General features: G+C 67.2%; 29 protein-coding genes. 25 read left to right on the top strand and 4 right to left on the bottom strand.

Annotated features, from left to right (window positions below; genetic code table 11):
* The first annotated feature begins 14 nt into the window (after nucleotides 1-14).
* From ACQP2T_RS61560 to ACQP2T_RS61500, 13 genes are all read left to right on the top strand, one after another.
* Complete coding sequence (locus tag ACQP2T_RS61560) at nucleotides 15-389, top strand: hypothetical protein (protein WP_433513842.1); 375 nt, start codon at nucleotides 15-17, stop codon at nucleotides 387-389.
* A 157-nt stretch (nucleotides 390-546) separates the two neighbouring features.
* On the top strand, nucleotides 547-870 hold the full coding sequence (locus tag ACQP2T_RS61555) for a hypothetical protein (protein WP_433513841.1): 324 nt from the start codon (nucleotides 547-549) through the stop codon (nucleotides 868-870).
* A gap of 63 nt (nucleotides 871-933) precedes the next feature.
* On the top strand, nucleotides 934-1,209 hold the full coding sequence (locus ACQP2T_RS61550) for a hypothetical protein (protein ID WP_433513840.1): 276 nt from the start codon (nucleotides 934-936) through the stop codon (nucleotides 1,207-1,209).
* Complete coding sequence (locus ACQP2T_RS61545) at nucleotides 1,206-1,592, top strand: hypothetical protein (protein ID WP_433513839.1); 387 nt, start codon at nucleotides 1,206-1,208, stop codon at nucleotides 1,590-1,592. Before ACQP2T_RS61550 ends, ACQP2T_RS61545 begins: the two co-directional genes overlap by 4 nt.
* Complete coding sequence (locus tag ACQP2T_RS61540; protein WP_433513838.1) at nucleotides 1,589-1,930, top strand: hypothetical protein; 342 nt, start codon at nucleotides 1,589-1,591, stop codon at nucleotides 1,928-1,930. Before ACQP2T_RS61545 ends, ACQP2T_RS61540 begins: the two co-directional genes overlap by 4 nt.
* On the top strand, nucleotides 1,930-2,526 hold the full coding sequence (locus ACQP2T_RS61535) for a hypothetical protein (protein ID WP_433513837.1): 597 nt from the start codon (nucleotides 1,930-1,932) through the stop codon (nucleotides 2,524-2,526). Before ACQP2T_RS61540 ends, ACQP2T_RS61535 begins: the two co-directional genes overlap by 1 nt.
* Before the next feature lie 257 nt (nucleotides 2,527-2,783).
* Nucleotides 2,784-2,918, top strand: a complete 135-nt coding sequence (locus ACQP2T_RS61530; protein ID WP_433513836.1) for a hypothetical protein — start codon at nucleotides 2,784-2,786, stop codon at nucleotides 2,916-2,918.
* Complete coding sequence (locus ACQP2T_RS61525; protein ID WP_433513835.1) at nucleotides 2,915-3,853, top strand: DNA translocase FtsK; 939 nt, start codon at nucleotides 2,915-2,917, stop codon at nucleotides 3,851-3,853. The genes ACQP2T_RS61530 and ACQP2T_RS61525 overlap by 4 nt, the downstream gene beginning before the upstream one ends.
* Nucleotides 3,850-4,314 (top strand): hypothetical protein, encoded by a 465-nt coding sequence (locus ACQP2T_RS61520; RefSeq protein WP_433513834.1) that lies wholly within the window; start codon nucleotides 3,850-3,852, stop codon nucleotides 4,312-4,314. The genes ACQP2T_RS61525 and ACQP2T_RS61520 overlap by 4 nt, the downstream gene beginning before the upstream one ends.
* The gene (locus ACQP2T_RS61515; protein WP_433513833.1) at nucleotides 4,301-5,371 is read left to right on the top strand and encodes a tyrosine-type recombinase/integrase; all 1,071 of its coding nucleotides are present in this window, start codon (nucleotides 4,301-4,303) and stop codon (nucleotides 5,369-5,371) included. The genes ACQP2T_RS61520 and ACQP2T_RS61515 overlap by 14 nt, the downstream gene beginning before the upstream one ends.
* Before the next feature lies 1 nt (nucleotide 5,372).
* Entirely contained in the window at nucleotides 5,373-5,642 is a 270-nt protein-coding gene (locus ACQP2T_RS61510) for a hypothetical protein (protein WP_433513832.1), read from the top strand.
* A 39-nt stretch (nucleotides 5,643-5,681) separates the two neighbouring features.
* Nucleotides 5,682-6,086 (top strand): hypothetical protein, encoded by a 405-nt coding sequence (locus tag ACQP2T_RS61505; protein WP_433513831.1) that lies wholly within the window; start codon nucleotides 5,682-5,684, stop codon nucleotides 6,084-6,086.
* The gene (locus ACQP2T_RS61500; protein ID WP_433513830.1) at nucleotides 6,083-6,370 is read left to right on the top strand and encodes a hypothetical protein; all 288 of its coding nucleotides are present in this window, start codon (nucleotides 6,083-6,085) and stop codon (nucleotides 6,368-6,370) included. The genes ACQP2T_RS61505 and ACQP2T_RS61500 overlap by 4 nt, the downstream gene beginning before the upstream one ends.
* Before the next feature lie 148 nt (nucleotides 6,371-6,518).
* Here the strand turns inward: ACQP2T_RS61500 and ACQP2T_RS61495 are convergent, their stop codons facing one another.
* Nucleotides 6,519-6,713 carry a hypothetical protein gene (locus ACQP2T_RS61495; RefSeq protein WP_433513829.1) on the bottom strand — a complete coding sequence of 65 codons (195 nt, stop codon included), beginning with the start codon at nucleotides 6,711-6,713 and terminating at the stop codon, nucleotides 6,519-6,521.
* A 380-nt stretch (nucleotides 6,714-7,093) separates the two neighbouring features.
* Between ACQP2T_RS61495 and ACQP2T_RS61490 the strand changes: the two genes are divergently transcribed.
* From ACQP2T_RS61490 to ACQP2T_RS61450, 9 genes are read left to right on the top strand one after another with little or no spacing between them, the layout of a single operon-like run.
* Complete coding sequence (locus ACQP2T_RS61490) at nucleotides 7,094-7,411, top strand: hypothetical protein (RefSeq protein ID WP_433513828.1); 318 nt, start codon at nucleotides 7,094-7,096, stop codon at nucleotides 7,409-7,411.
* Nucleotides 7,408-7,728: a hypothetical protein gene (locus tag ACQP2T_RS61485; RefSeq protein ID WP_433513827.1), complete on the top strand. Its 321-nt coding sequence runs from the start codon at nucleotides 7,408-7,410 to the stop codon at nucleotides 7,726-7,728. The genes ACQP2T_RS61490 and ACQP2T_RS61485 overlap by 4 nt, the downstream gene beginning before the upstream one ends.
* Nucleotides 7,725-8,273 carry a DUF6221 family protein gene (locus ACQP2T_RS61480; protein ID WP_433513826.1) on the top strand — a complete coding sequence of 183 codons (549 nt, stop codon included), beginning with the start codon at nucleotides 7,725-7,727 and terminating at the stop codon, nucleotides 8,271-8,273. Before ACQP2T_RS61485 ends, ACQP2T_RS61480 begins: the two co-directional genes overlap by 4 nt.
* The gene (locus tag ACQP2T_RS61475) at nucleotides 8,270-8,929 is read left to right on the top strand and encodes a hypothetical protein (protein ID WP_433513825.1); all 660 of its coding nucleotides are present in this window, start codon (nucleotides 8,270-8,272) and stop codon (nucleotides 8,927-8,929) included. Before ACQP2T_RS61480 ends, ACQP2T_RS61475 begins: the two co-directional genes overlap by 4 nt.
* Entirely contained in the window at nucleotides 8,919-9,479 is a 561-nt protein-coding gene (locus ACQP2T_RS61470; RefSeq protein ID WP_433513824.1) for a hypothetical protein, read from the top strand. Before ACQP2T_RS61475 ends, ACQP2T_RS61470 begins: the two co-directional genes overlap by 11 nt.
* Complete coding sequence (locus ACQP2T_RS61465) at nucleotides 9,476-9,805, top strand: hypothetical protein (RefSeq protein WP_433513823.1); 330 nt, start codon at nucleotides 9,476-9,478, stop codon at nucleotides 9,803-9,805. The genes ACQP2T_RS61470 and ACQP2T_RS61465 overlap by 4 nt, the downstream gene beginning before the upstream one ends.
* Nucleotides 9,784-11,076, top strand: coding sequence for a hypothetical protein (locus tag ACQP2T_RS61460; protein WP_433513822.1), 1,293 nt, complete (start codon nucleotides 9,784-9,786; stop codon nucleotides 11,074-11,076). Before ACQP2T_RS61465 ends, ACQP2T_RS61460 begins: the two co-directional genes overlap by 22 nt.
* Complete coding sequence (locus ACQP2T_RS61455) at nucleotides 11,064-11,402, top strand: hypothetical protein (protein WP_433513821.1); 339 nt, start codon at nucleotides 11,064-11,066, stop codon at nucleotides 11,400-11,402. The genes ACQP2T_RS61460 and ACQP2T_RS61455 overlap by 13 nt, the downstream gene beginning before the upstream one ends.
* Nucleotides 11,403-11,451: 49 nt before the next feature.
* A complete protein-coding gene (locus ACQP2T_RS61450) occupies nucleotides 11,452-11,577 on the top strand; it encodes a hypothetical protein (RefSeq protein WP_433513820.1) in 126 nt (41 codons plus the stop codon).
* 124 nt (nucleotides 11,578-11,701) lie between these two features.
* Here the strand turns inward: ACQP2T_RS61450 and ACQP2T_RS61445 are convergent, their stop codons facing one another.
* The 3 genes from ACQP2T_RS61445 to ACQP2T_RS61435 form a co-directional block, all read right to left on the bottom strand.
* A complete protein-coding gene (locus ACQP2T_RS61445) occupies nucleotides 11,702-12,319 on the bottom strand; it encodes an HNH endonuclease family protein (protein ID WP_433513819.1) in 618 nt (205 codons plus the stop codon).
* Nucleotides 12,320-12,626: 307 nt separating this feature from the next.
* Nucleotides 12,627-13,385 (bottom strand): hypothetical protein, encoded by a 759-nt coding sequence (locus ACQP2T_RS61440; protein WP_433513818.1) that lies wholly within the window; start codon nucleotides 13,383-13,385, stop codon nucleotides 12,627-12,629.
* A gap of 4 nt (nucleotides 13,386-13,389) precedes the next feature.
* A complete protein-coding gene (locus ACQP2T_RS61435; protein ID WP_433513817.1) occupies nucleotides 13,390-13,923 on the bottom strand; it encodes an NUDIX hydrolase in 534 nt (177 codons plus the stop codon).
* 1,666 nt (nucleotides 13,924-15,589) lie between these two features.
* Here ACQP2T_RS61435 and ACQP2T_RS61430 point away from each other — a divergent pair.
* The 3 genes from ACQP2T_RS61430 to ACQP2T_RS61420 are packed head-to-tail and all read left to right on the top strand — an operon-like array spanning nucleotide 15,590 to nucleotide 22,688.
* Nucleotides 15,590-16,798 carry a hypothetical protein gene (locus ACQP2T_RS61430; protein ID WP_433513816.1) on the top strand — a complete coding sequence of 403 codons (1,209 nt, stop codon included), beginning with the start codon at nucleotides 15,590-15,592 and terminating at the stop codon, nucleotides 16,796-16,798.
* Nucleotides 16,789-19,995 carry a hypothetical protein gene (locus tag ACQP2T_RS61425; RefSeq protein ID WP_433513815.1) on the top strand — a complete coding sequence of 1,069 codons (3,207 nt, stop codon included), beginning with the start codon at nucleotides 16,789-16,791 and terminating at the stop codon, nucleotides 19,993-19,995. The genes ACQP2T_RS61430 and ACQP2T_RS61425 overlap by 10 nt, the downstream gene beginning before the upstream one ends.
* Before the next feature lie 41 nt (nucleotides 19,996-20,036).
* Complete coding sequence (locus ACQP2T_RS61420; protein ID WP_433513814.1) at nucleotides 20,037-22,688, top strand: RNaseH domain-containing protein; 2,652 nt, start codon at nucleotides 20,037-20,039, stop codon at nucleotides 22,686-22,688.
* The last annotated feature ends 1 nt before the right edge of the window (nucleotide 22,689 follow it).

Here is a 22,689-nt window from a genome sequence, read left to right as displayed (position 1 = left end):
GGAGCATCTCCCGCGTGAGCGTTAACATGACCATGGATGGGCGGATCGACATCGAGCCGCCCATCCACCTGACCGCCGCCCTCTCCGGCAGCCGCCACAACGCCGCCAACCACAAGGGCCGCCCCGCGACCATCCCCGCTGATCTCGTGTTCGACATCGAGACGGACCCGGTCACTGGCCAGCAGATCATCACGGGCTTGGTGCCCGCCGTCAGCTTCGGCCGCAAGGTCGGCAGCCCGTACGCCGAGATCGAGCACCTGATGGCCGCGCACGGCTGCGGCCGCGTATTCTCCGGCACGCTCGACATCACCGACGACGAGGGCTCCACCTCCGAGATCACCGTCAAGGACGGCCACGTCGAGTGGTCGGATTGGGAGGATCCGCAGTGAACGAGCTGGTCCTGCTGTACGGGACCCCGGTCACCCTGACCCACTGCGAGCCCGCCACTCCCGCCCCATCAACCCCAAACCATTAGTAGCTGGAATGACAATTCCAGGAACTAACCGCCCATACGATCACCACGCGACCACCGGAAGGAAGCAACTCGTGACCCCCAGTGAGGTCCTGGCCGAGAACTACCCCCGCCCGAAGCTCATCGCTATAGACCCCTGGCAGTGCGGCTGCAACGAGTGCATGGAAGGCATGTACAAGCCCCTCCGCGAGGCCACCGACCAGGACATCGGCAACCTGCTGAACGGTACCCTCCGCAACCACACTGGCATCACCCTCGACGTGACCGCCGTCCTCGGCGCCCACGTCGGCACCGGCGAGAATCTCCGCACCGTCCACGTGGGGCACGAGGTGATCGTCACCTGCCAGTACGGGTCCTGGACCGTGGACCCGCACCTTCTCGGCTTCCCCATCCGCTAGCCCACCGGCCGCCGGGCACCCGTCCGGCGGCCCATTTACCTGGTAGACGAGGAGCACCAGCACATGGCCCGCCGCCTCACCCCGACCCGCCTTGCGTTCCTGACCAAGGCCACCAACGACACCACATGGGTCTACAGTGCTTTCCCCGACGTCACCGGCCACGCCCTCAACCCCGACGACGTGGACGCCCTCGTCGAGCTTGGGCTCATCACCCTCGACGACGGCATCCCCGGCCAGGGCGGGCACCACGTCAACGTCACCGACGCCGGGTTCCTCGCCGTCAAGGAGTACCTCGACGCCCGCGACCAGGCGAAGCGCGACAAGAAAGGCGCCCGGTGAGCGACGCCCGCCACCCCGACCAGGTATGGGCCGACACCGTCCGCTCCGTCGAAGCCTTCATCGAGCAGCAGCGCCGCGAGCAGGAGGCGTTCGAGGCGTCCCCCGAGCAGGTCGCCAAGCGCGCCGCCACCCGCGAACGCCGCTCTGCCAGCGCGCGCCGCGGCTGGGCCAAACGCCGCGCCGCCGCCCACGCTCGCGAACAGGAGCAGCGCCGCATCGACGAGCTGGAGGAGGCCGCCCGCCAAGGCGGCCCCGCCTGCGAAGCGTGGGACTCCCCCGGCCCGCCCTACCCCGCCGAAGTCCTCTGCTCCCTTCCAGCAGGGCACACCGGCCAACCACACGAGAGCGTCCTGCACGGCCACACGTGGGAGGAAGACGAGTGAACGAGACTGACGGCTTCAAGGGCATGGCCCTCACCTCATGGGGAGCGACCAACTACATCCGGCGCGTCCAGGGAGGCCAGGCCGTGCTCATGGCCACGCACGCCCCCGCAGACTGCGACGCCCCGGACGCCTGGGGCGAGATCCCCAGATGTCCGACGTGCCGCGACCACAGGGGTAAGCGACTCGCCTGGCCATGCCCAACGTACGTGCTCATCCTGCACGGGCTGGGCTACGACACCGGCCCGGCGATCCGGCTGATGACCGCGCTGGGCATCAAACCGCCGAAGCTGCCCGACGTCTGGGAACTGATCCACCAGCAGAAAGAGAGGAACGCCTGATGGCGGAAAAGACCGATGTCGCATCCGCCACCCTCTCCGAGCTTCAGCCCGGCCGCCTCGTCTACATCCCCGCCGGAGCCTCCCCCCAACGCACCCGCCCCCTTGCCCTCCGCATCCACGACGCCGGCCCCAGCGACTACCCGCCCGGCGAGATCTGGCTCGCCGGCCAGACCCTCCGCGCAGACGGCTCCAACCCCCGTCAGTACCGCACCACCGCCATCAACGCCGCCCTCAACAAGATCACCATCGCCCCGCCCGGCATCCGCCACTGCGCCGCCACCGGCTGCCCAGCCTCGTACGACGTCATCACCATGTACGAGACCAGACACCTGGAGCCCGGATGGCGCATGCTCCAACGCGGCATCCTCGGCGGCACCAACCTCTGCCACCGCCACGCACCCACCGCCACCCCAGACGGCATCATCCGCCTCCACATCCCCCAGGCCCTGGACCGCGACACCGGCACCATCACCTGCACCTGCGGAACCCACCTCCACCCCCTCACAGCCCACCAGAACGCCCCCATAGTCCGAGAAGCCTGCGTACTCGCCTACGGCGCCCACATCGCCACCATGACCACCACGGAGCCCTCATGACCACCACACCCGACACCCCTTTGACCAAAGGCCAGACCCCGCCCCGGGAGTTTCGGGAGGCTAACGCGCGCGCACGCGCGACCCCTGCCGGGGGGCGCGGCCGCGCGGGTTGGCCTGGTGTGCTGGAGCCGGCCACTTTGGAGCGGGCTCGGGCGGCGACCGCTGCGGTGGAGGCGTGGGATGCGGAGTACGGGGTGGGGCAGCCTGTCCGGTACTGGACTGGGTTCCGGGATGGGCCTCTGGCTGGTGTGCCGAAGGTGGGCCGTACTCGCACGCCGGCGCATCTGCTGGGCGGGCACACCGCCGTGGTGTGGGTGACCGGGGAGTCGTCCTGTATCGGGCTATCCCACGTCGATGCGATCAGCGAGGACGAGTTGGAGGAGCAGGTGTGAGCAGCATCGGGCACCCGTTCGAGTACGCCGACGATGTTGAGCGGGAGCACGCTCGCCGCCTGGCGGCAGCGCGGCAGGCCATGGCCGCCGAGTTCTCGCCCGACTATCCCCCGTTCGACCAGCTCACCCCGGGCGCGCAGGAAGCGTCCATGGTGGATGCCTGCTTGTACTTGCGCGCCGGCCGCCGTGCTGGGGTGTTCGCGTTCGACGTCCCCGACACCACCCCCCGAGGTCGGCTGACGGCCCTGCTGGGCGATGCGCGTGACGACGGGCAGGACGACAGCGCGGGGAGCACCCTCGAACAGGAACTCGAACGGCTCGGCAAGGCGCTGTTCGACAGCATCGACCGCCTGGACGATCACATCGAACGGCGGGCCCGCGAGGTCGCCGCCCCGGAGATCGCCGCGGCGGAACGGCGCGCGGCCGCGGCTGAGCAGCGCGCCGAGCAGGCAGAGCAGGCTCACGAGCAGCGGCTGGGAGACCTGCGCGCCGAGTTGGTGCGGCAGATGAACGTGATGGATCGGCGGCTTGACCAGCTGTTGTGGCTCTCCCAGTACTTGCCCGCCCCGCTGCGTGAGCTCGCCTTGCCGATGCCGTCCGAGCTGACCGCGCTCGCCAGTAAGTTGCCGGCGAGGTGGAGGGCGATGACGGCGCGCCGCGCTTCCCCCGACTACGACCCGGCCGCAGACGGCGAGCTGCAACTCCTGGCGGAGGGGATCACACTGGTCGTCGGCTCACAGTCGGCTGCCCGCTTCCAGACGAGCATGCGCATCGGCTTCGCGAAGGCGCAGACGCTGCTCAAGCGGATGGAGGAGCTCGGCGTGGTCTCCCCCCTGGCAGGGACGAAACGCAAGGTACTCGTCGAGCCGGAGGCGCTGCCCGGCCTGCTCGCGTCGCTCGGCGTCACCGTTGACGAGACGCGGGAGCGCCGGTGACCCGCCCGCTGCTGCCCGGGATCGAGCCGCGCACCCCGGAGGAGAAGGCCGCCCGCGAACGCCACCAGGCGGCGCGTGACGCCTACTACGGGGTGCAGCGCCGCCTGGCCGGCCGGATGTCCGATGACGAGACGGCGTCCCCGTACGACCTGGTGGCCGACGCGACGTTCCACGCGCTCGCCGACGCGCTGTACGCGACGATCTCCTCCCCGGACTTCGCGCACCGGCTCCAGGAGCGCGGCCTGCGCGTCGGCCCTGCCTTGGATGAAGGGGAGCCGCCCGTGGCTCCGGACGAGTGGGCCCAGGACGTGCTCGGCTTCGGCGACCCGGACGGAACCCCCACGGACCCGATAGAGCTGATCGACCGGCTGTACGCCGAAGCCTTCCGAGCCGGCTGGGAAGCCCGCGCCGCGGCGCTCCCGGCCGGAGAAGACGAGGGGAACGACAGTGACGACCACTGACCGGCTACCCGCCCTGGCCGTACCCGTCGCCGGCGAACTACTCGCCGGCGACGTCGTCCGCGTGGACCCCATGCGGAACCCGTATCGCACCTACCTGGACAACCTGCGATCCGCCCAGTCCAGGACGGCGATGCGCGGCTGCCTGGACCGGCTCGCCCGCATCATGCGCGGCGCCGCCCTCGACGACCGCGAGGTGACCGGCGAGGACTTCCCGTGGCAGATCCTCCGGTACGAGCACACCATCCGGCTACGGGCCAAGCTGCTGGAGCAGGGCTGGTCCGCCGCGTACATCAACAAGCACCTGGTCGGCCTCCGCCGCGTACTGAAGGAGTCGTGGCGGCTCGGCGACCTGTCCGCTGAGGAGTACGAGCGGGCGATCGACCTCGAAGGCGAACGAATCGAGACCCTCCCCGCAGGCCGGCACATCTCGGCGGACGTGCTGGCGCTGCTCCTGGACGTGTGCCACGACCCCGACAACCCGGGCAACCCGGCGGACGTGCGCGACGGCGCCATGTTCGCCGTCCTCTACACCTCCGGCGTACGCCGCGAGGAGCTCGTGTCCCGCATGCTGGCCGACTGGCGTCCCGAGTCCAAGGGGCTGCGCGTGCTCGGTAAGGGCAACAAGCAGCGGATGGCGTACGTGCCCGACGACACCGCTGCCCTCATCGAGGAGTGGATCGTGGTCCGCGGCCGCACCCCCGGCGCCCTGTTCCCGTCCACGTGGAAGGGGGGACGCCTGCGCACCGACCCCAAGGGGCGGCCTGCCCGCATGACCGGGCAGGGCCTGCGGAAGATCCTGATGAAGCGCTTCGCCCAGGCCGCCGAGATCGACCCGTCGCTTCGGGAAGAGAAGTACGGCGCGCACGACTTCCGCCGCACCTTCATTGGCGAACTGTTGGACGCCGGCGTGGACCTCGCCACCGCGCAGGCCCTTGTCGGGCACTCCTCTCCAGCAACGACCGCCCGCTACGACCGGCGGCCGGAGAAAACCCGCCAGAACGCGGTCAACCGGCTACGCTTGCCGGACCGTCCGCAGCGCCACGCAGGAGACCAGTGACATGGCTGACCACTCAAGAGTGCCGCGGACGATCGGCGGAATCGCGGACGCTCTGAGCGGTAGCCGCCGCGCCCAGTTCCTCGCCGAACTCATGCAGGCCGAACAGGGCCCTGAACTGGACAGCGTGCTGACCGCCTGGTGGGGTCGCGCCATGCTCGACACCGACCCTGACCGCGATCAGGTGCACGCTGCGGCGAAAGCAGGCATCCTGCCGACCACAACCATGGAGGCGATCCGCGTGCGGCGCCGCACGCGGGCAGACCAGCCGTAACACCCAGCGCGCCGCCCCGCCCGCCACCAGCGAAAGGCCATGATCATGGGTGCCATCCTCGAACCCACCCCGGAGATGGGGCCGTTCACCTGCGAAGCGCGTGGCGAGTCGTTCTGCCTCGGCTGCCACCGCGACTACCTCGCGGTCACACCGGACCGGGTGTGGAGCATCCCAGCCAGCCAGGTGCCGGCCCTCTTCGCCGCGTTCGACCAGATACGCGCCTTCCCCGCGTACGCCGCCGATCTCCAGGCGGGCGGCGACGTGCCAGCGCACAACATCGAGATGCGCGACCAGCACGTCCACGTCGAAGGACTCGGGCACGCCTACCTCGGCGACGCGTCCACCCAGGACTGGCCGTACCGGACCGTCGAAGTGCTGTACCGGCACGTGCAGACCCTCCAGGACGCGATCACCTCCGCTGTGGCAGGAACTCCCACACCATGAGCAGCCCAGCACGGTGGCAGATCCGGAAGCACGCCGGCCCCGGCGACGTGTTCGCCCCGGGCGCGTTCGACAGCCAGATCGGCGAGCAAATCCCCGTCATCCTCGGCGCGCAGGGCAACCTACTCGGGACGCTCGTCGAAGCCGAGATCAGCGGCGACGGCAGCACCGTCACCCTGACTGTGGAGACCCTCGTCCCCGTAGCCCTGGAGGGGGGACTCGCAGCGTGGAACATAGAACCGAGCGCCTTGCTCACGCGCGCCTATGGGCCCAGGACTTCTGGCTGACGTTCCGACTCGTGTGCGACCCGTTCCGCGGCGATCTCCGCCAGGACCTCAAGGAGTTGCGGGCGCGGCGCCTCTTCGTGGCCGAGATGCGGCGCCACATGCGGGCAGACGCGCTCAAGCAGGCGTGACACCAGACGATTCTCTCGCCCTATCTGCGGGGAAGCTGTACGACTTCCACGAGTGTGGCGAGATCGCCGACGTGTTCACGGACCTGAGCCACGGACCGGCAGTCGCCCAGCAGGTAGCGCCGCTTGCCGTGCCGGCGGTAGACCGTGAGGACCTGTCGGTCCTGGAGGATCTTGCCCTCGACCTCGATCCCGTCTGTACCCACCCACAACCGCATCCCAGAATCGTACAAAAGGTTCGATTTAGGTGTAATTCGGGCCGGTTGATTTGGAGGCGGACACTAACCGCAGTGACGCCATATGGTCCCCTCTCCGTTCAAGAGAGGAAGATCGTCCAATGACCGGTACAGCGCACCAGTGGGCAGCCATCATCCACATCCCCATCAACGCTGAGCAGGCCAGCGCCGCCACCGCCGACAAGAAGTTGACCATCGAGACGAGCACCACCGTCCCCGTAGACAGGATCTCCTGCACGGCATGCCTAGGGCGGTACGGGCGCCCGCACACCGGCGCCTCCTGCCCCGGCCAAATCGGAGGCAGACGCTAACCCGAACGCCCTCATACGGTCCTCTCCCCACTATGGAGAGGACCGTTTCTCATGCCCGGCCTGTTCCCCCTCAGGAAGACGCGCGCCCCCGAGCCTGCCTCGCTTCAACCGTGGACGTTCCCACCGGCGAAACGCACGATCCGCTGGCACGTGATCACCCGCCAGTACTCGCCGAAGTCCCGCCGGAACCTGCGCCGCATCCTCCTCGCCGCCAAAGCCCGCAACATCCGCGTCGCCGTCGAGCACGACCACAGCCACTTGTTCCGGCTCCACCTGCTCACCCTCACCGGTGCGCCTGCCGCGCTGGACGCCCTGCTCAACCACCTCGCCCGCGTACGGCCCGCCATGACGCCCTGGTGGATCCGATGAGCGGCATCATCCCCAACGGCCGCGTACGCGCCCAGGTCGCGCCCGTGGGCACCAGCCCGGCCGACCCTGACGGCGACTGGCGGGACCTCGGTCACCTCACCGTGGACGGGCTGACCTTCGCGACGGGTGGTGTGGTGCCCGCCCCGCTGGAGTCGTGGGGGATGGCGGGCCCCTTCACGTTCACGATCCCCCTCCACGTGGTCCGCTGCTCGTGGCGGGGCCACCGCTTCATGCACGGGCGGCCGCACCCCGGACAGCGGCGGGCCAAGGCCCTCTATCGGCGGCGGGCCCACCGCAGGACAGGACGGCGCCGATGAGCCGCCTCTACGACGAGCTCGGCAGCCGCGACCCCGGCACCGCCACCCCCAGCTTCGACGTGCAGCAGGCCCGCGACATGGTCGCGTGGCTGGAGAACCACCTGCTCGACAACAAGGTCATCGCCGAACGCGCCGGCGGCGACCCCGCCATCTGGCACCTGGACGAGACGGCCGGCCGCCAGTTCGTGAACCTCGTACGGCGCCGCCCTGGCAGCGGCATCGACCACGTCGTCACCTGGGGCACGACCGGCGCCATGTCGTACCCGGACGCCACCCACGCCGCCCGGCATCACCCGCGGCACGAGCTCGCCGTCAACGACTACCACCGGGCGCTGCTCGCCCTGCACGCCATCCAAGTGGAGAAGATCCACCGCTACGACGACGACGGCGGCCGCCACCTCGTCCCGTTCGCGACCTGCACCTACTGCGACACCGGCAACCCGTACGAGGCGCCGCACATGGGCTACCCGTGCCCCACCATCCGCGGACTCCTCCGCGCCCACCGCGACCTGCCCGGCTACCTCCCCGAATGGACCGAACAGTGACCATGCCCGTAGACGTCATCGCCGCCGCCCGCCAGAACCTCGCCGACGCCGAGACGATGGTTCACGCCGTCCTCGCCGCCCCCGGCTTCCTCACCGACACAGGCGTCCCCGCCGTCGATGCCTTCATGCAGGACGGGCCCGGCCTGCTGCTTCGTATGGTGGCCGCCCACCACGAGCTGCTCGACCAGCTCGACGCCGCCAAGCAGCGGCAGAAGGTCTCCTCCATGAACTACGCCGATTGGATCGACGGCAGCCGGCACGAGCGGCTACTCCTGGACGGGCCCCGCGAGGAGCTCATCCCCGGTATGGAAGCCGTGGCCCGCACCGTGTGTGCCCCGTTCCCCGACCCCAAGCACGGCGTGCGCCGCTGGCTGGAGCAGCTCGCCGACCACTGGCAGTACGACACCGCCGAGCCGCCCATCCTGCCGTCGCACCTGCGCGTCATGATCGCCGAGTCGTGGGTGTCGTGGGCGGCCCGCGCCGACATGGACATCCGCACGTCCGGTCCTCTGGCAGGGAAGCTCCACACGACCGGCCCCATGAAGGTCATGTTCCACGCCCGCCTGTGGGACGGCACGCAGATCGACAGCAGCGAACGCGACACCCCCGCCGAAGACGTCGCCAGCGAGCCCTCAGGAGCCACCGATGGCCACTGACCAGCCCACCCCGGCCGACCTGCTCGCCGCCGACGTCGAACGCCTTGAGATCGCGTACGGGCGCGCCCACGAATCCCTGACCCGCGACCTGCTCGCCCAGGGCGCATGGCACTCCCCGCAGACGATCCCCGAGGACCTGCGCGACGAGCACGGCCGGTTCCTCCTCCTGGACGCGCTCACAGCGCTCGTCAACGGCCGCGCCGCCATCGCCAACGCCACCTCCCACGCCAGCAAGGGGACCGCGGCGGGTCTCGACGTGGGCCTACTGCTGGAAGCCCTCGACACGCTGGAAGGGCTCCCGGACAGCGGCAGGAACCTCATGCGGTGGGCGCGCCGGAAGCTCGGCTACTCGGCGGCCGTCCAGGAGGTGGTGATCGCCGCCTACCAGCAGGCCATGCGGACGCTCACCCTGGAGCGGCCCGTCTACAGGCGCAGCCGCGCCGCGGCGTTCGTCGAGCAGTTCGACCTTCCCGACCGGTCCCCTAAGCATGACGGCCAGCCGGACGCGGCCGCGGAGCAACGCCCTGTGCCGCCGCGAGACCAGCCATGACCCGCTCCCAGCAGACGCCCCCGGTGTACTACGACGAGGCCCCCGAGGACTTCGGCATCGGCCGGTACGTGGAGCGCACCCTCCTGGCCGACGTCGAACGGTACGCGCACCGGATGTTCATCTCCCGCGCGGAGCTTGGCGACCTCGCCGGCTGGAACCCGACTGGCCTGGCGCCGTTCCTGCGGGACATCGGACTCCTCGACGCCCAGCTCATCATCGCCACTCACCTGCGCAAGCTGCGCGCACGCCCCCGCTGGCACGTCCCCCCGCCGCTGTACCCCACCCTCACCAGCCTGGAGACCTCATGGCCACGCACGACCCGCTGACCATCATCTGCGCCTACGACAACGCCGAAACCGAGACCGTCCGACGCGCTCTCGGATTGCGCGCCGACCAGGTGCACGAAGCCGCCGACGCCGACTACGTGACCGTCCGGCTCGCCGGCATCCACGGCGGGTGGCAGTTCCGCATCGTGGAGACGCCCCGCTTCCTCCAACGGCCCGACGCCGACGCAATCCGCCAAGCGCTCCACCTGGCCAGCCTGGGAAGCACCGTCGAACGCGTCCACCACGACGGCGAAGGACAGCCCGCCCCACACCTGCGCGGCGGCACGCGTACGCGGCTGAACGGCTCCGGCGTCCCCCGGCCCGTGGAGAAGATCACGCGGGAGCAACTCCGCGACCTCCTCGACAGCGGCTACCCCGCCGACGAGATCGCCGACATCATCGCCAGCAGCATGCACCTGGGCTTCCCCGACCACCCAGTGGTGCAGGAGATCCTCCAGCGGCGCACGGCCGCGTACAAGGCCTACATCGCGGACGGGCTGGGCGAGACCGCCGAGCAGGTCTACAGCCTGGAAAAGGCGCAAGCGCTCATCGTGCACATCGAACGGATGGCGGAGCAGTACGCCGACCGGCCGTCCCTGGCCAGCAGCCTGCCCAAGATTCGCGCCCGCGCCACCCCCGGCGCGTACATAGCCACCGTGTACGGCGTCCGCATCATGGTCGAGCCGGAGAAGGCGCCCGTCATCGCCGAGCAGCGCGGCAACCCCGGCCAGCACGCCACGTACAAGGAGCTCGTCGAACACGCCGTCCCGACAGGGACGCGGCCCGACCGGATCGCCCGGTGTCTCATCCCCAACGTGGGGGACGACGAGCCGATGCGCCAGCACGCGGAGAAGCTCGCCAGGGGCAACGTGGCCGAGCAACTCGGCGAGCAACACATCCTCATCCACCTCAGCCGCAGTGACCTGCCGGATGGGCAGTGGCCGCTGCCCGGGGACATGGGCACCGGCCTGATCCTCGTGCTCGGCGTGACCGTCCGCGCCATCCCCGGCGCGATCCAGCAGATGGTGCTGCGGCCTGGGCGCGGTCTGCCGGCTGGCTGGTTCGGCAAGAATGAGGGCGCATGGCAGACGAGGCCGTCCCGGTATGAGCTGGTGATCCCCCGCGTGCGGGGCATCCTGCCGGACCAGGACCTGGGGGACAGCATGCTGCCGGGCGCGCGGTACGGGCACGCCCGGCCCACCGGCCGGATCGAGGTCAACCAGGAGGGCGGCATCGCTGAGGTGTGGGAAGTGGCCCTGTGGCCCCGCTGAACGCCGAGCAGGCGGCTGCGCAACTCGGCATCCGGGACAAGTACCGGGACCTGTTCGTCCTCCTGGTGGGGCGGATGCAGGAGCCGGCCGCGCACGAGGCAGAGTTGGCGCGCCTACGTGGCGAACTGGACGCCGTGAATGAGGCGCTCCGCAAGGCGGGCATCGACTACCCGCAGGGGGCGCGCGGGATCCGCGACCTCTACAACGCGTTCCAGGGTGCGCTCGACGCGCGGGACGAGGCGAAGGACAAGCTCCGCACCCTCAAAGCGGTGACAGAGCGTGTCGAAGGTGCGGAAATTGTCGGGGCGGGCACCTACCCTGCGTGATGCTGTGGTGGGCCCGCCCCGGCGTCGCGTGGCGTACGGGCATGTCGGCATGGAGGTCGATAACGACGGCGCTGCGGCGGGGAACACCATCTACGTTGACGACGTCGTCATGGTGCAGCAAGGCGACGCGTTCACCGTCAAGGCTGGCTCCTATTTGCAGGCGTTGCCATGGTGATGAGGTTGTGCAACTGGCGCTCGGCGTCGTTGAGGGGCCTCAATGCCGGACGATACTTTTCGGCCATGGGGGACAGCAGAGCCCGCCCATCCTTCGGGATGGGCGGGTTTCTATCTGTGCTGGTTCAACAGGTGGCCAGCATCTCCGCCAGGGCGGTCCGTTCTGCTGGCTGGGCGGTGAGCCCCCAGTCGTGCTTCACGTCGATCCAGCTTCGGGCGTATTCGCACGTGAAGGATGCGAGCGGAGGTCGCCAACTGCTTGGATCCTGGTCGCCCTTGCCTTGGTTGACGTTGTCCGTGACGGCCCATAGCTGGGTGTCGCTGAGGCTGTTGGCGAACGCCTTCCTTCGCTCTGTGGTCCACGACCAGGCGCCCGATCGCCATGCCTCCTTGAGTGGAACCATGTGATCAATATCAAGATCACTCGCCTGAGTCCATGTCACGCCGTCGTACGGGCTGTACCAACTGCCCGAGATCGGCGAACAGGCAGCGTCGGTGACGACGCTCTGGCCGTCGCGAATGAGGACGGTCTCTCTCGTGTTGCACTGGCCTGATGCCGTAGACCAGTGGGGGAATTTACGCCGGTCGTAGGTGTCGGCGTGTGTCTCGTCGGCAATCTCGAGGGCGGCCAGTTCCGTCTGAGCCTCGATGACAGTTGGCATGCCGGGCGGGTTCGCCCAGGCGGTGCTGGGCGTGAGCGGGATGAGGAGGAGGGCGCACAGGGCTGTGGCGATTCGGCACATGGGTAGCCTTCTGTCCGCGCTTCGGCCAGAACATTTCGCCTGGTCAGGGGGCGAGGCGGCGAGACAATAAGAAGGTCTCAGACCGGTAACGGTGGCAGCTATGGCGGTGTGCCACAACGCCTCACCTGCGGATTTGCGGTGCGTCCCATGTAACGTCTGCACGCTGCACCGCAGAGTGTGGGCGCAAGCCGCATAACGCCTACTGCAATCGAGCCCTGTTGTGCGCGATCACCCTTGGTGGGAGGTAGGGAATTGCTGATTCCCGAGAAGGTGCCACGGAACGACGCGTCGCGGGCTGGTGCTGGCGTCATAAGGGATACCCCGCAATGCCGGGGGAGGCTGCGGGTGCCGCATGGTGCGGAAGGGCCTCCAGCCATCGGTTTAGACCGTCCACGACCTCGGCGGTGTCGTTGATGCCCATCTTCCATCGCAGCGCCGTCCCTCCCTGCTGCTGGAAGGCTGCGCAGTTGTCCGCTCTGTCGTCGATGAGCAGCGCATCGTCGAAGGCCATGCCGTGCTGGTGGAGCCAGGGCCCGAAGAAGGTGGCGGGATCTTCGCTCTTGAGCGCTGCGACGTTGCTGGAGTAGATGATGTCGTCGCAGACGAACGCCCATTCGGCCATCGTGGTCGCCTTGGCGGAGGCTTTCGCGCGGCGCTTTCCGGATCTGCGTACCTGGTCGAAGGTGGAGGCGAAGCAGTCCATGTTGTCGGTGGCCAAGGCAACCAGGGCGACAGCCTTGGCCTTCCGCAGCACCTCGAACAACGCGACGTTGACCCTCATCCGCGCGCAGTCGATGTGGAGGCGGCGACGAAGGAAGTCGTCGCGGAAGCGACCATCCAGATGGATACCCATGGCTTCGATGACGTCATCGGAGGACATCCGGCCCTTCATCCACGCGTTGGCGTCGTCGCCGGCGAATATCCTGGAGAGGTTTTCTTCCAGTTGGGCGTGAAGCGGATGCCGGGCACTTTCTCGGATAGACGCCCAAAAGGGGTCACGGGAGAGCACGCCGTGCCAATCAACGAATACCACCCTTCCGGAGAGCGGTACTTGCTTCATCGCCACCCGCTCACATCCAGGTGTAGTTACTGTCCGTAATGGGTGGAAGCCAGGCGTTTCCGGTGGGCGCGTGCGGGGTCGGGAGCGCGGTCAACGCGGAACCGATCAGCGGAAACAGAGGTAGCTCGGCCGCCTTGTGGTAGTCGAGCCACTCGATGATGCCCAGTTCTTGGCTGCCGTCTGGCAGATTGTCGTACTCGGCGGCGGCGAGTCGACTCTTGACATCGGTAGTGATGTGGCATCGGAAGATCATGTGGATTTTCCGTGGCGGTGGGGTGGGGCCGGGCCGGGTGACCATCTGATCTTGTATCCAGCACAGTTCGGGCGGGGTCGCGTCGTCGAGGTCGAGCCGGAGTTCCTCGTCGAGCTCCCTGCGTAGCGCGTCGAGCAGGGCTTCCGCATGTCGGACGTTGCCGCCTGGCGGCGTGTAGTGGGAGCCGGTCGGCCGGTCGCGGCGGATGAAAGCGACATCGTCACCGCAGAACACTAGGGCGCCGGTCCGGACCTTCACGCGGGAGAAGGGTGTGGTGGTGGGCTCGGTCATGCAGGCAGTATTTCCCCGTGCGGGCCTCGCTAGAGGGGGAACGCTCAGCTTCCCGATAGCGAAGCCCGGACAGGGAGATGTGCTTAGGCTGCGAGCAGGCCCGGCATGCTCAGGGTGGCGCGTCCCTCGCCGAGGGAGAGGTGTTCCAGCTCGACTCCCGTCAGGGTGTAGCGGCGCAGTCGAGTGCAGGTGCCGCGCATGACCGACCGCAGATGGCATGGGTCGAGTTCCTCGATGACCAGTTCGGGGCGGCTGGCCGTGCTGTTCTTGCCGCCAGCGACTGCGATGGGCAGCCGTCACGCAGCTCGTTCGTTCGGTATATAGGGTGGCACCGCCTTCCTCTTTGCTGGGGAGGCGATGCCACCTTCTACGCGTTTCCTGGTCGCCTAAGCGCGTTAGACGCGAAAGGTGTCGATCAGGAGGGGTATAGATCCGATGAGTGCGGCCAGGGCTGTGATGACAGCCGCGATTGTCGTCGGTGCGACGTCGGAGACTCTTCGGATCGCGTAGTACGCCAGCGCGAGGATCGCGAGGATCACACAGATCGCGCTTACATAGTGCAGGGGGGACATCGTCGTTTCTTCCTTTCGACCACTAATGTCCGTTTCGATTTGCTTCGCGGAGCTATGTCGACGGTGTCCGCATATGCGACGGATGGTAGTTGTCCGACTACGGACTGTCGATGTGAGCACTCTACTGCGTGGATCGCGGGGTTGCATGGCATGTAGGCGCACCTGATGCGAGAAGCCTTCAGGGACACGTTTCAGTTACGGACGGCGATCAATTACGTGCGCAGGGTATTGTCGAGTGGTGGTGCAGGTGACTCTTCGCGGAGCCGTTTGCCCGGGTGGGGAGGGCCCGGGGTGGTAGCCGGACCTCCCCGCCGTGCGCCCCAAAGAGGGCGTTGGAGGGATTCCACGGTCGGACCCTGATTGGCTGGCCGCCGCCTTCCTGAACTGCGAAGCCCCCGCCCTCGATTGCTGAGGACGGGGGCTATTCGTGTCACCTGACTCTGATACGGCCTGCCCGTCGACCCGGCTCCCCGGGGGCGGTCGTTACGTGTTGAATGGACCTTGAATGGGTTCACGTGCCAGACGCCGCGAATCCTTCCCCACGACATGGGAACCCACCGCTCCCATCGTGGAGCGGCCGGACCGCTTCGTGCCTTCCGGTGTCAAGCGCAGTTGATGGAGTCCGTACCCCTCTTCCAACTGCACGCGTCCACCCTCTTCGGGCCGCTGGACCGGTAGAGACTCGCGGTGTCGCCGGTGTTGTTCCACACGTACCAAGCGCGCCCCCAGTACAGAGTGGTCGTCGTGTCCGTGCCCTTGCCGGAGCGGACAGTGACATCCGCTAGGCGATAGCTCCATGGATCTGGAATGGTGTGTCACCGCAGTTCCGGGAGTATCCCATGATATGGGGCGCATTATGGTCGGTAAGTTCAACGGTTTTGAGCAGGGCCCATAAATCGAGTGTTGAAGCTTCCTTTCGAAGATCTCCTCCTTGGGATGCCTGCAGGCATGATCGATTGTCGCCTTGGCAATTGAGGAGCTTTGGGGGTTTCGTTCTGTTCTGATCATCCTTCCTGAAGAGATGCTCATCCTTTCGTTATCTTCGCGCTTCGCGAGGGCTCTATTTTGTCGGAGGTTCTCAGTACGGTTGTGACGTGGCGAACACGGCGAGTGTGGAGCGATTCCAGATCTCCGACGACCATGTGCGGTACATGGCGCTGTACGCGGCACTTATCGCGGCCGAGGCGCTGACGGAACGTGCCATGGCGGGGGAGCGCCGGCTAGTCGCGCTAACCCGGGCGCACGGGCTCGTGATGGCGCTGCGCGGCCCCGCGCATCCGCTCGGATTCGGCGAGTTCCGAGAGATGGTCCGGGGGCCGGTCGCGGGGTTGCTGCCTCCCGGACACGAAGACGGCGGGCTCGACTCGGTATATGCAGTCGATCCAGAGACGGGCGAGCGGAACGTCGATCTTGAAGCGCTCGACGGTGAATATGGGGCGGTAGCCCGGTTGTCGGGTGAGCTGCCGTACTGGCCGTGGCTTCGTGAGGAGTTGGCTGAAAATAAGGCTTATGCCCTCTTCATGAAGGGCGAGAGTCAGCGTGCCTACGTTAGGCGTCGCGAGTTCGTGGTCCGTCACCCGGCGGGACTCCAGAAGTCGCTGCGCTCGATGCCGAAGGAGATCGAGGATCTCTATGTAGGCATCCCCGGGGAGCGGCGCTACGGCCGCTGGTGTTTCCTCTGCCCGCTTTGCCAGTGGCCTATGCGGGTTCGTCCGGCCGACGGCGTCGTGAAGGTCTTCTGCGACGATCGAGGACATCGGGAACGCGGGGCCGACTACCGCTTTGTCCGTGACGATGACCGTGAAAGCGCCCCCGAACTCGTTCCCATCCATCCGCCCCCAGCGATTCTCGTGCGGAGCCGTCCGCTCGCGCCCATCGCCGGCGACGCGCAAGTACACGAGGCGGGACGGACCCAAATGGTCGGCCCCGAATGTTGGCACTCGCATGTGGTGCCCGGTCTGCTGGAGCTCGCTCTGTACGACGAGCTGAGCAAAAGGGGCGTGGCCGTGGACCTCTGGCCTCGGCTCGACGCCTACGACCTGCACATCACCGTCGAGCGGGAGGGACGACCCAAACGAGTGTGGAAGGTCGATGTAAAGGACGTTGTCTCGGTCAAGGCGCTCATTCGCAGGCTTGAACGCGAAGGTAAGCAGGAGAACGGACTGTACCTCGTCGTGCCCGACCGGTTGGAATCGCAGGTAAAGCTCCTGGAGCGGGCCCTGGCGACTATGGGATGGAAGGTGCGTGCCGCCTCAAGGCTCGCTCAGGAGGTCTGCCGGGCGCAGGGGGTCTCATGGCCGTGAAGCGCGCAGAGACGGACACTTCGCTCAAGGTTGCCGAGTTGGCGCTGGCGCTGGCGGCGCAATACTTCCCTGACGGTGACGACGAGATCGCCCGGTTCACCGACGCTGCTTTCCTGCTGTCAGGCCATTTGCACTGCTGGGATCGGTGGGGAAGCCTCACCTACGAGGAGAAACAGCGGTTCGGTCGCCTTCTCGCGTTGCGGCCGGAGAGGTTCGCCAATCCCACAGTCTTCGGCCGAACCATGCTGCACGTACTCTCCGCCGAGAGCCCACGGATCGACTCGTTCCGGCTGACGGAGGACCGCAGGGGTGCGCGACCGGTGCTCGGCGGCGACCTCGCCGGATTCGCTACGCGGCTGTTCGCTGAGCTTGAGGCCGGTCCGCCCAAGGGCGGCGCGCTTCAGGTCGCAACTCCCGGCCCGTGGTGGCTGCGGCGCTCTCGAGACGGACGGGCTGGAGAGAACGTCGAGGTCACGATCCCGCATTTCCCCGGTGCTGTGGCCGTCACCGTGCCGCTGCCCAGTGTCTCCAAGGCGCCGTATCGGGCGAACCTGACAGTGCCGATCTCCGATCTTCTCTCCCTTGCTGAGCAACTCGACGCCCTTCGGCCCGACCGCACGCCCTACCTTCTCGCCACGCTGGACAAACTGTTCGCCGGCCTGCGCACCGCGGACGGACCGCTCAAAGAGGACCTGGTCCTGGTGAGTGGGCTGCTTCGCATTCTCAATGCACCGACCGGCACAGGTAAGAGCGTGCTGATGCGGGTGCTCGCCGTCCACCTGGCGCAACGGGGCATCCGTGTGGCGGTAATCGTCCCTACCATCGAATCCAGCCTCGGCACCGCTCGAGAGATCGCCGACGACCTCGACCTGCTCGATGTAAAAGCTGGCTGTACCCCACTCATGTCCCCGAACCGCTTACACGAGCGGGCGATAAAGGTGGCCGAGAACGCTGGAATCGAAGAGGACTGGGACGAAGGAACCCGGTGGCGCCTCGACCAAGTCAGCTACGGGTGCGCCCTGTCGGAACTGATCGATCCCGCGTCCCGTCCCAAGCCTGGCACCGAACCGTGTGAACTTCATCGGCCGGACGGCAAGAGCGGGACCGGTAGGGAGAGCCGCGTCTGCCTATGGAAGCCAACCTGCCCAAAGTTCACGCAGACGAGGGCGGCGGTGACCGCCGGGGTCGTCGTCACCAATCATCATTACTTCCTCAGAGGCAAACTCCATACGGCCCTAGAGCTCGACGGGCGGCCCAGAGACCGGATGGCGGCCGCAGAGTTTCTGCTGAGTGTCTTCGATGTCGTCATCATCGATGAGATCGACCAGTTCCAGTCCACAGCTGTTGATGTCTGCGCCCGCGAGATGACGCTGTCGTCCCGGGCCCGGTGGGAGGAGATCCCCCTCAAACGGCTCGACGACGACCGAGCTCGCATTCCCATCCGGGACTCCCTGAGGATCACACCTGCCCTGAGCAGACTCCGGGAGCTGTCCGACCAACTGGTCAACTTCGTCGCGGACGGAGCACTCCGGCTCCCCGGCGTCCTACAAGGCGTCCACACCACTAAATGGCAGCTGCCAAACGCCTATGACCGCAACCTTATCGACGCGCTGTTCGGAGTTCCTGAGGACACCATCCTGACCGCTGAGACCTACCGGCGACTCGACTCGCTGTTCCCCGACTACGAGCCCGACCGGAATGTGCGGGCCATTGACTCGCCCGCCGAACCGCTCGCTCCCGCCAAGGAGATCCTCCAGACGCTGCTCAGCCATCCAAACGAGGAATCCCTGAATGAAGCGAGGCTTCAGCTGGACGACCTGTTGAGCACCGTCGTATCCGAGAAGAAAAAACGTGCCGGGCACGTCACCCAGATGATCCTCAAAGCGTGGTTCGCCGCGCTCCAACACCACGTTCGGGAGCTCCAGGGCGAAGCGTCACGACTCCGCGCGGTCGACCTGCCGTCGGCCCGTGAATTCGTCGACGGCCTGGCCGCTTTCGCACTCAAAGGCCCCTTCCCCTATGGGCCGCTCGGCTACGCGCTGGTGGGGTTCCGATTCGCCGGCCTTACCGACCCGGAGGGCTCCACCGAATTGTCCCTGCAGACGATCACCGGCGACCCCCACGCCTATACCGCCCAGCTCGGTTCGATCGTGGGGCTCACCCTGTGCGGTCATGAACGGATCGTCCTGGGGCTATCGGCAACGGCGTTCTTCCCTGGAGCGGTCCGCGAACATATTCACTCACCGCTGGCCTGGTGGATGACGGACGCCGCCGAGGATGCCATCACCGTCCGCGACGGCCGGGTAATGCGGGGGTCGGACTACATCCAGATCTCTGGCCTGCCCAAACAGGCCAAGCGTGGCGAACTGGTGGAGATGGGGGAGCGGCTCTATGAGACGCACCTCGTCCCCCTGCTGGAAGAGATGCGCCGCGACGATTTCGACCGCGCGAGAGTAGCGCTGGCCGTGAACTCCTACGAGCAGTGCTTGGACCTGGCGCGTGGCATCACACGAGCAGTTGGTTACCGAGATGGCCTGTGCGTCGCGGTCCCCTCGGAGCCCAAGCGACGCGAGGCACTCTTGGGGCAGTTCCAGCTACGACGCGGTGTGCACACGCTTACGGCGGACGAGTTCGAAGACTTCCCTGCACACGGCAACATCCTGATCGCACCCATGGCCCGTATCACCCGCGGGCTGAACATCGTCATCGGTATTCGCTCCGCCCTGTCCGCGATCTTCCTATGCGTCCGCCCACTCGCGTTGATGTCGGATCCCGCCGAGATGTTCGCCAGCGTCAACGCCGCAGGGCACAAGGGGATCAAGCCGTCTGCCTGCCCTGCTGACACGCTGGCAGCGGCCCGGAATCGCTCACGTGAACGGCTCTACCAAGTGCTACGGGCGGCGCCGCATTTCCGCAACCAGGACGACGATTTGCAGCAAGAGGTTGTCGCTGGCGTCATCGTCGACCTCATCCAGCTCGCCGGACGCGCCCGCCGCGGTGGCACCGACATGCGGCTCTTCCTCGTCGACCACGCCATCCATGACAAGAGCTGGCGAAGCGACATGGCGAGCATTATCGGCCGTATGTATGCCGCCTGGCCCGACCAGACTCGCGCCGACATGAGGTCGGTCTACGGATCAGCACTGACCTCCCTGCTCAAGGACGTCGCCGGTATCGACCCAAAGGACGTCCAGTGATTTCCCTTCCCACACGAGCGCTCAAAGAGGAGCGGCAGCCGATGCCCGACAGCATGAGCCGACTGAACGTCCTGGCCTTCCGATTCACCCCCGACCTGGCCGGAACGGTCCAAATCAGACGGCTGCCTGAGGAGTTCCGGCGGGCGTGGTGGGCCTTTGACAGCGCCTACAAGGTCAGGTGCGGCAGAGATGTCCAGCCCGCACACTCCGCGGTGTCACTGGCAATGCGCGGCCTGCTCGGCGGGCATGTCCACTTCGACCCCAGCAAGGGCGAACTCGTCACCGAGATGGACCTCGATGAACAGGACGTCCTCGACACGTTCACGCTGTTCCGTGCCTTCTCCCTCGGTGAGGAGCCCGACCTCGACCGGCCCTGCGAACTCGCGGAGATCGCCGCCGCCACACCGGCCGAACACGTGCATCTGGGATCGTATCTCGATGAAGGGTTCACTCAACCGAATCCGCCCGGCTGGGTATTCGCGACCGGGGTTTGGGCTTTCGCCCGCTCACTTGCCGAACACCCCTGGGAGGTGGACGGCCGGTCTGTGCGCCTGCGCGACGACACCAGCGGTGCGCTCAACGCCTGGGATGACCTGTGGCCCGGCACTGTGCTCCGACCAGTTCCGGGCACCAAAGACAAGAGGGCCGAACCCCGATACTCCATGGCGCGCATCACGGCCCGGCTGAAGACCGTCCCGAACATCGCCTACCCAGTGTTGCTGTTGGAAGGCAACGCCACGAGGCTCAGCCCGACGCTGCGCGGCGTGCGCTCGGTACTCGTCGAACAGAAGGCGGTGGGAGCGCCCCTCGTGCGTCTGGCACTTGATGGGAGGATCGCCCGGCACGTTAACCGGCCGGCCGCACAGACCTTGGCCGCCCTCAGCATGGATCGCGCTGTGCTCGACCTCCAAGACTTCGCGATTAACGCAGCAGAGCCCGGGCGGGTTCGTGGAGTGCTGCCGAAGTCCTGGCGGTTCGCCATCGGCCGGGGCGTCGGGATGCACTTCCACCGAGCCCTTCACCGGCACGTCCACGAGGCATTCCCGGAGATCCGGGCGATCGGCACACGCGTCGTCAAAGGACGGTTCCCGGCGCCACGTCAGGGCCAGATCGAAGCGGGGGCCATCGCGGACGCCCTGCGCACCCACGGACACACGTCGCTGACTGTCGTCTGTCTCTGGGCGAAGGACATCAACCGGCGTCGGATGCTCACCGAACTAGGTGAGGCCTTCGGCGTGGACCTGGTGGGCAAGGACCCGGCCGATGGGGCAGCCGTCGCCGTGTCGGACGAGATCAGGGTAGCCGTCAAGCACGCGCCGGAGCTTCTCGATCACGGCCTCAAGATCGATCGAGCTTCCCTGGCGGAGCGGATCCCGGTGTTGCATCAGGCGCCGGGCGACCTCACGGTTGTTCTGTGCGAGACGGACTCCGACCACAGCGCGCGCGTCGAACCTGAGGACAGCGAGCCGGAAACCGAGCAGGAAGCACGGGCGGCCTACAAGCGCTTCCTCGAGCGACGTGGACAACTCGAGGCGGAGGACGCCAAACCGCAGGTGCGACGGCTGCTCGCCCGACTGGGGCTCGTGTCCCAATTTCTCGATCAGCCCAAGCCAGTACGCAAGAGAGCGAAGCCGCCCAAACATGAGGATTACCCTGCCAGAGCCGCAGTGATCGATCTGCTCCGCTCTGCGGGCCTGGCCGACGACCGGTTCACCTATGCCCTCTCCGGAGTACGGATCGGTGAGCATCTCGCGACGAGCCTCACCCACATCGGGATTCACGTGCGCCAGCAGAACAAGCAGGTACGGGGCGGGAAGACCAAGCTCGTCGTGACGATCACTGCTTTGATCCCTCCGGGCGTGGATGAGACCGCATGGAAGGTGTGGGCCTGGACGCATCGGGACCGATCCCGCTGGGAGCCCTATCCACTGGCGTCCGCGCACTTCCACGCCGTCGCGCTGGAGCCAGGTAGCCGCAGCCGCGATGAACTAACCCGGCTCGCCGGCATCGTCGAACATGCCCTCGGCACACTCACTGACACCACGCTCCGCGGTGTGCCCTACGTGATCTACGTTGACGGGTTCGCCAGCCGTGGTGCCTGGCCGGGGCTGTTCAACAACCGGCAGGGGACTACCCCGGGCCTGGACCGTCCCTGGCTGCCCGGCTCGACTCTGCCGGTCGCCCAGCGACCCGTCGCCACGGTCCGGGTCAACGCGGAACCGACCGAGACGCCCCGGCCCGTTAGCGTCACAACAGTGCGGCTCCATGCCGACGGCCGCCAAACCGCCACGGAGTCGCGCACCACAACCCGACTGTTCCGAGTCGAGACCGACTTCGGCAACCCAGTGTTCTGGCTGTCCCGGGTACCCGTGCAGTTCGACGGAGCGGGCTCGGGAAGGCTCGGCGAGTTCATGACCCGATGGGGTTCCGAAGAAGGGCCGGAGACCCGCCGTACCTGGTACTCCATGAACACCCTAGAGCTGTATCCGATCGGGGAACTGCCGGACATCGCAATGGAGGCGCTGGCCATCACCGCCGCTCGCCTGTGCCGGCAGACGAGCGGCTGGGACGGCCAGACCACCTATCCAGAGCCCCTGCACCTGGCTCGCCAGCTGGACCTCGATCATCCCGAGTACCGCGCCGACGAACTCCCAGACGACCCAGAGTCCCCGCTGCTTGCTCACGACGAATGAA

The organism is Nonomuraea sp. CA-143628 (assembly GCF_050942315.1).
GTDB lineage: Bacteria > Actinomycetota > Actinomycetes > Streptosporangiales > Streptosporangiaceae > Nonomuraea.
This window is presented reverse-complemented; position numbering and strand designations above follow the sequence as displayed.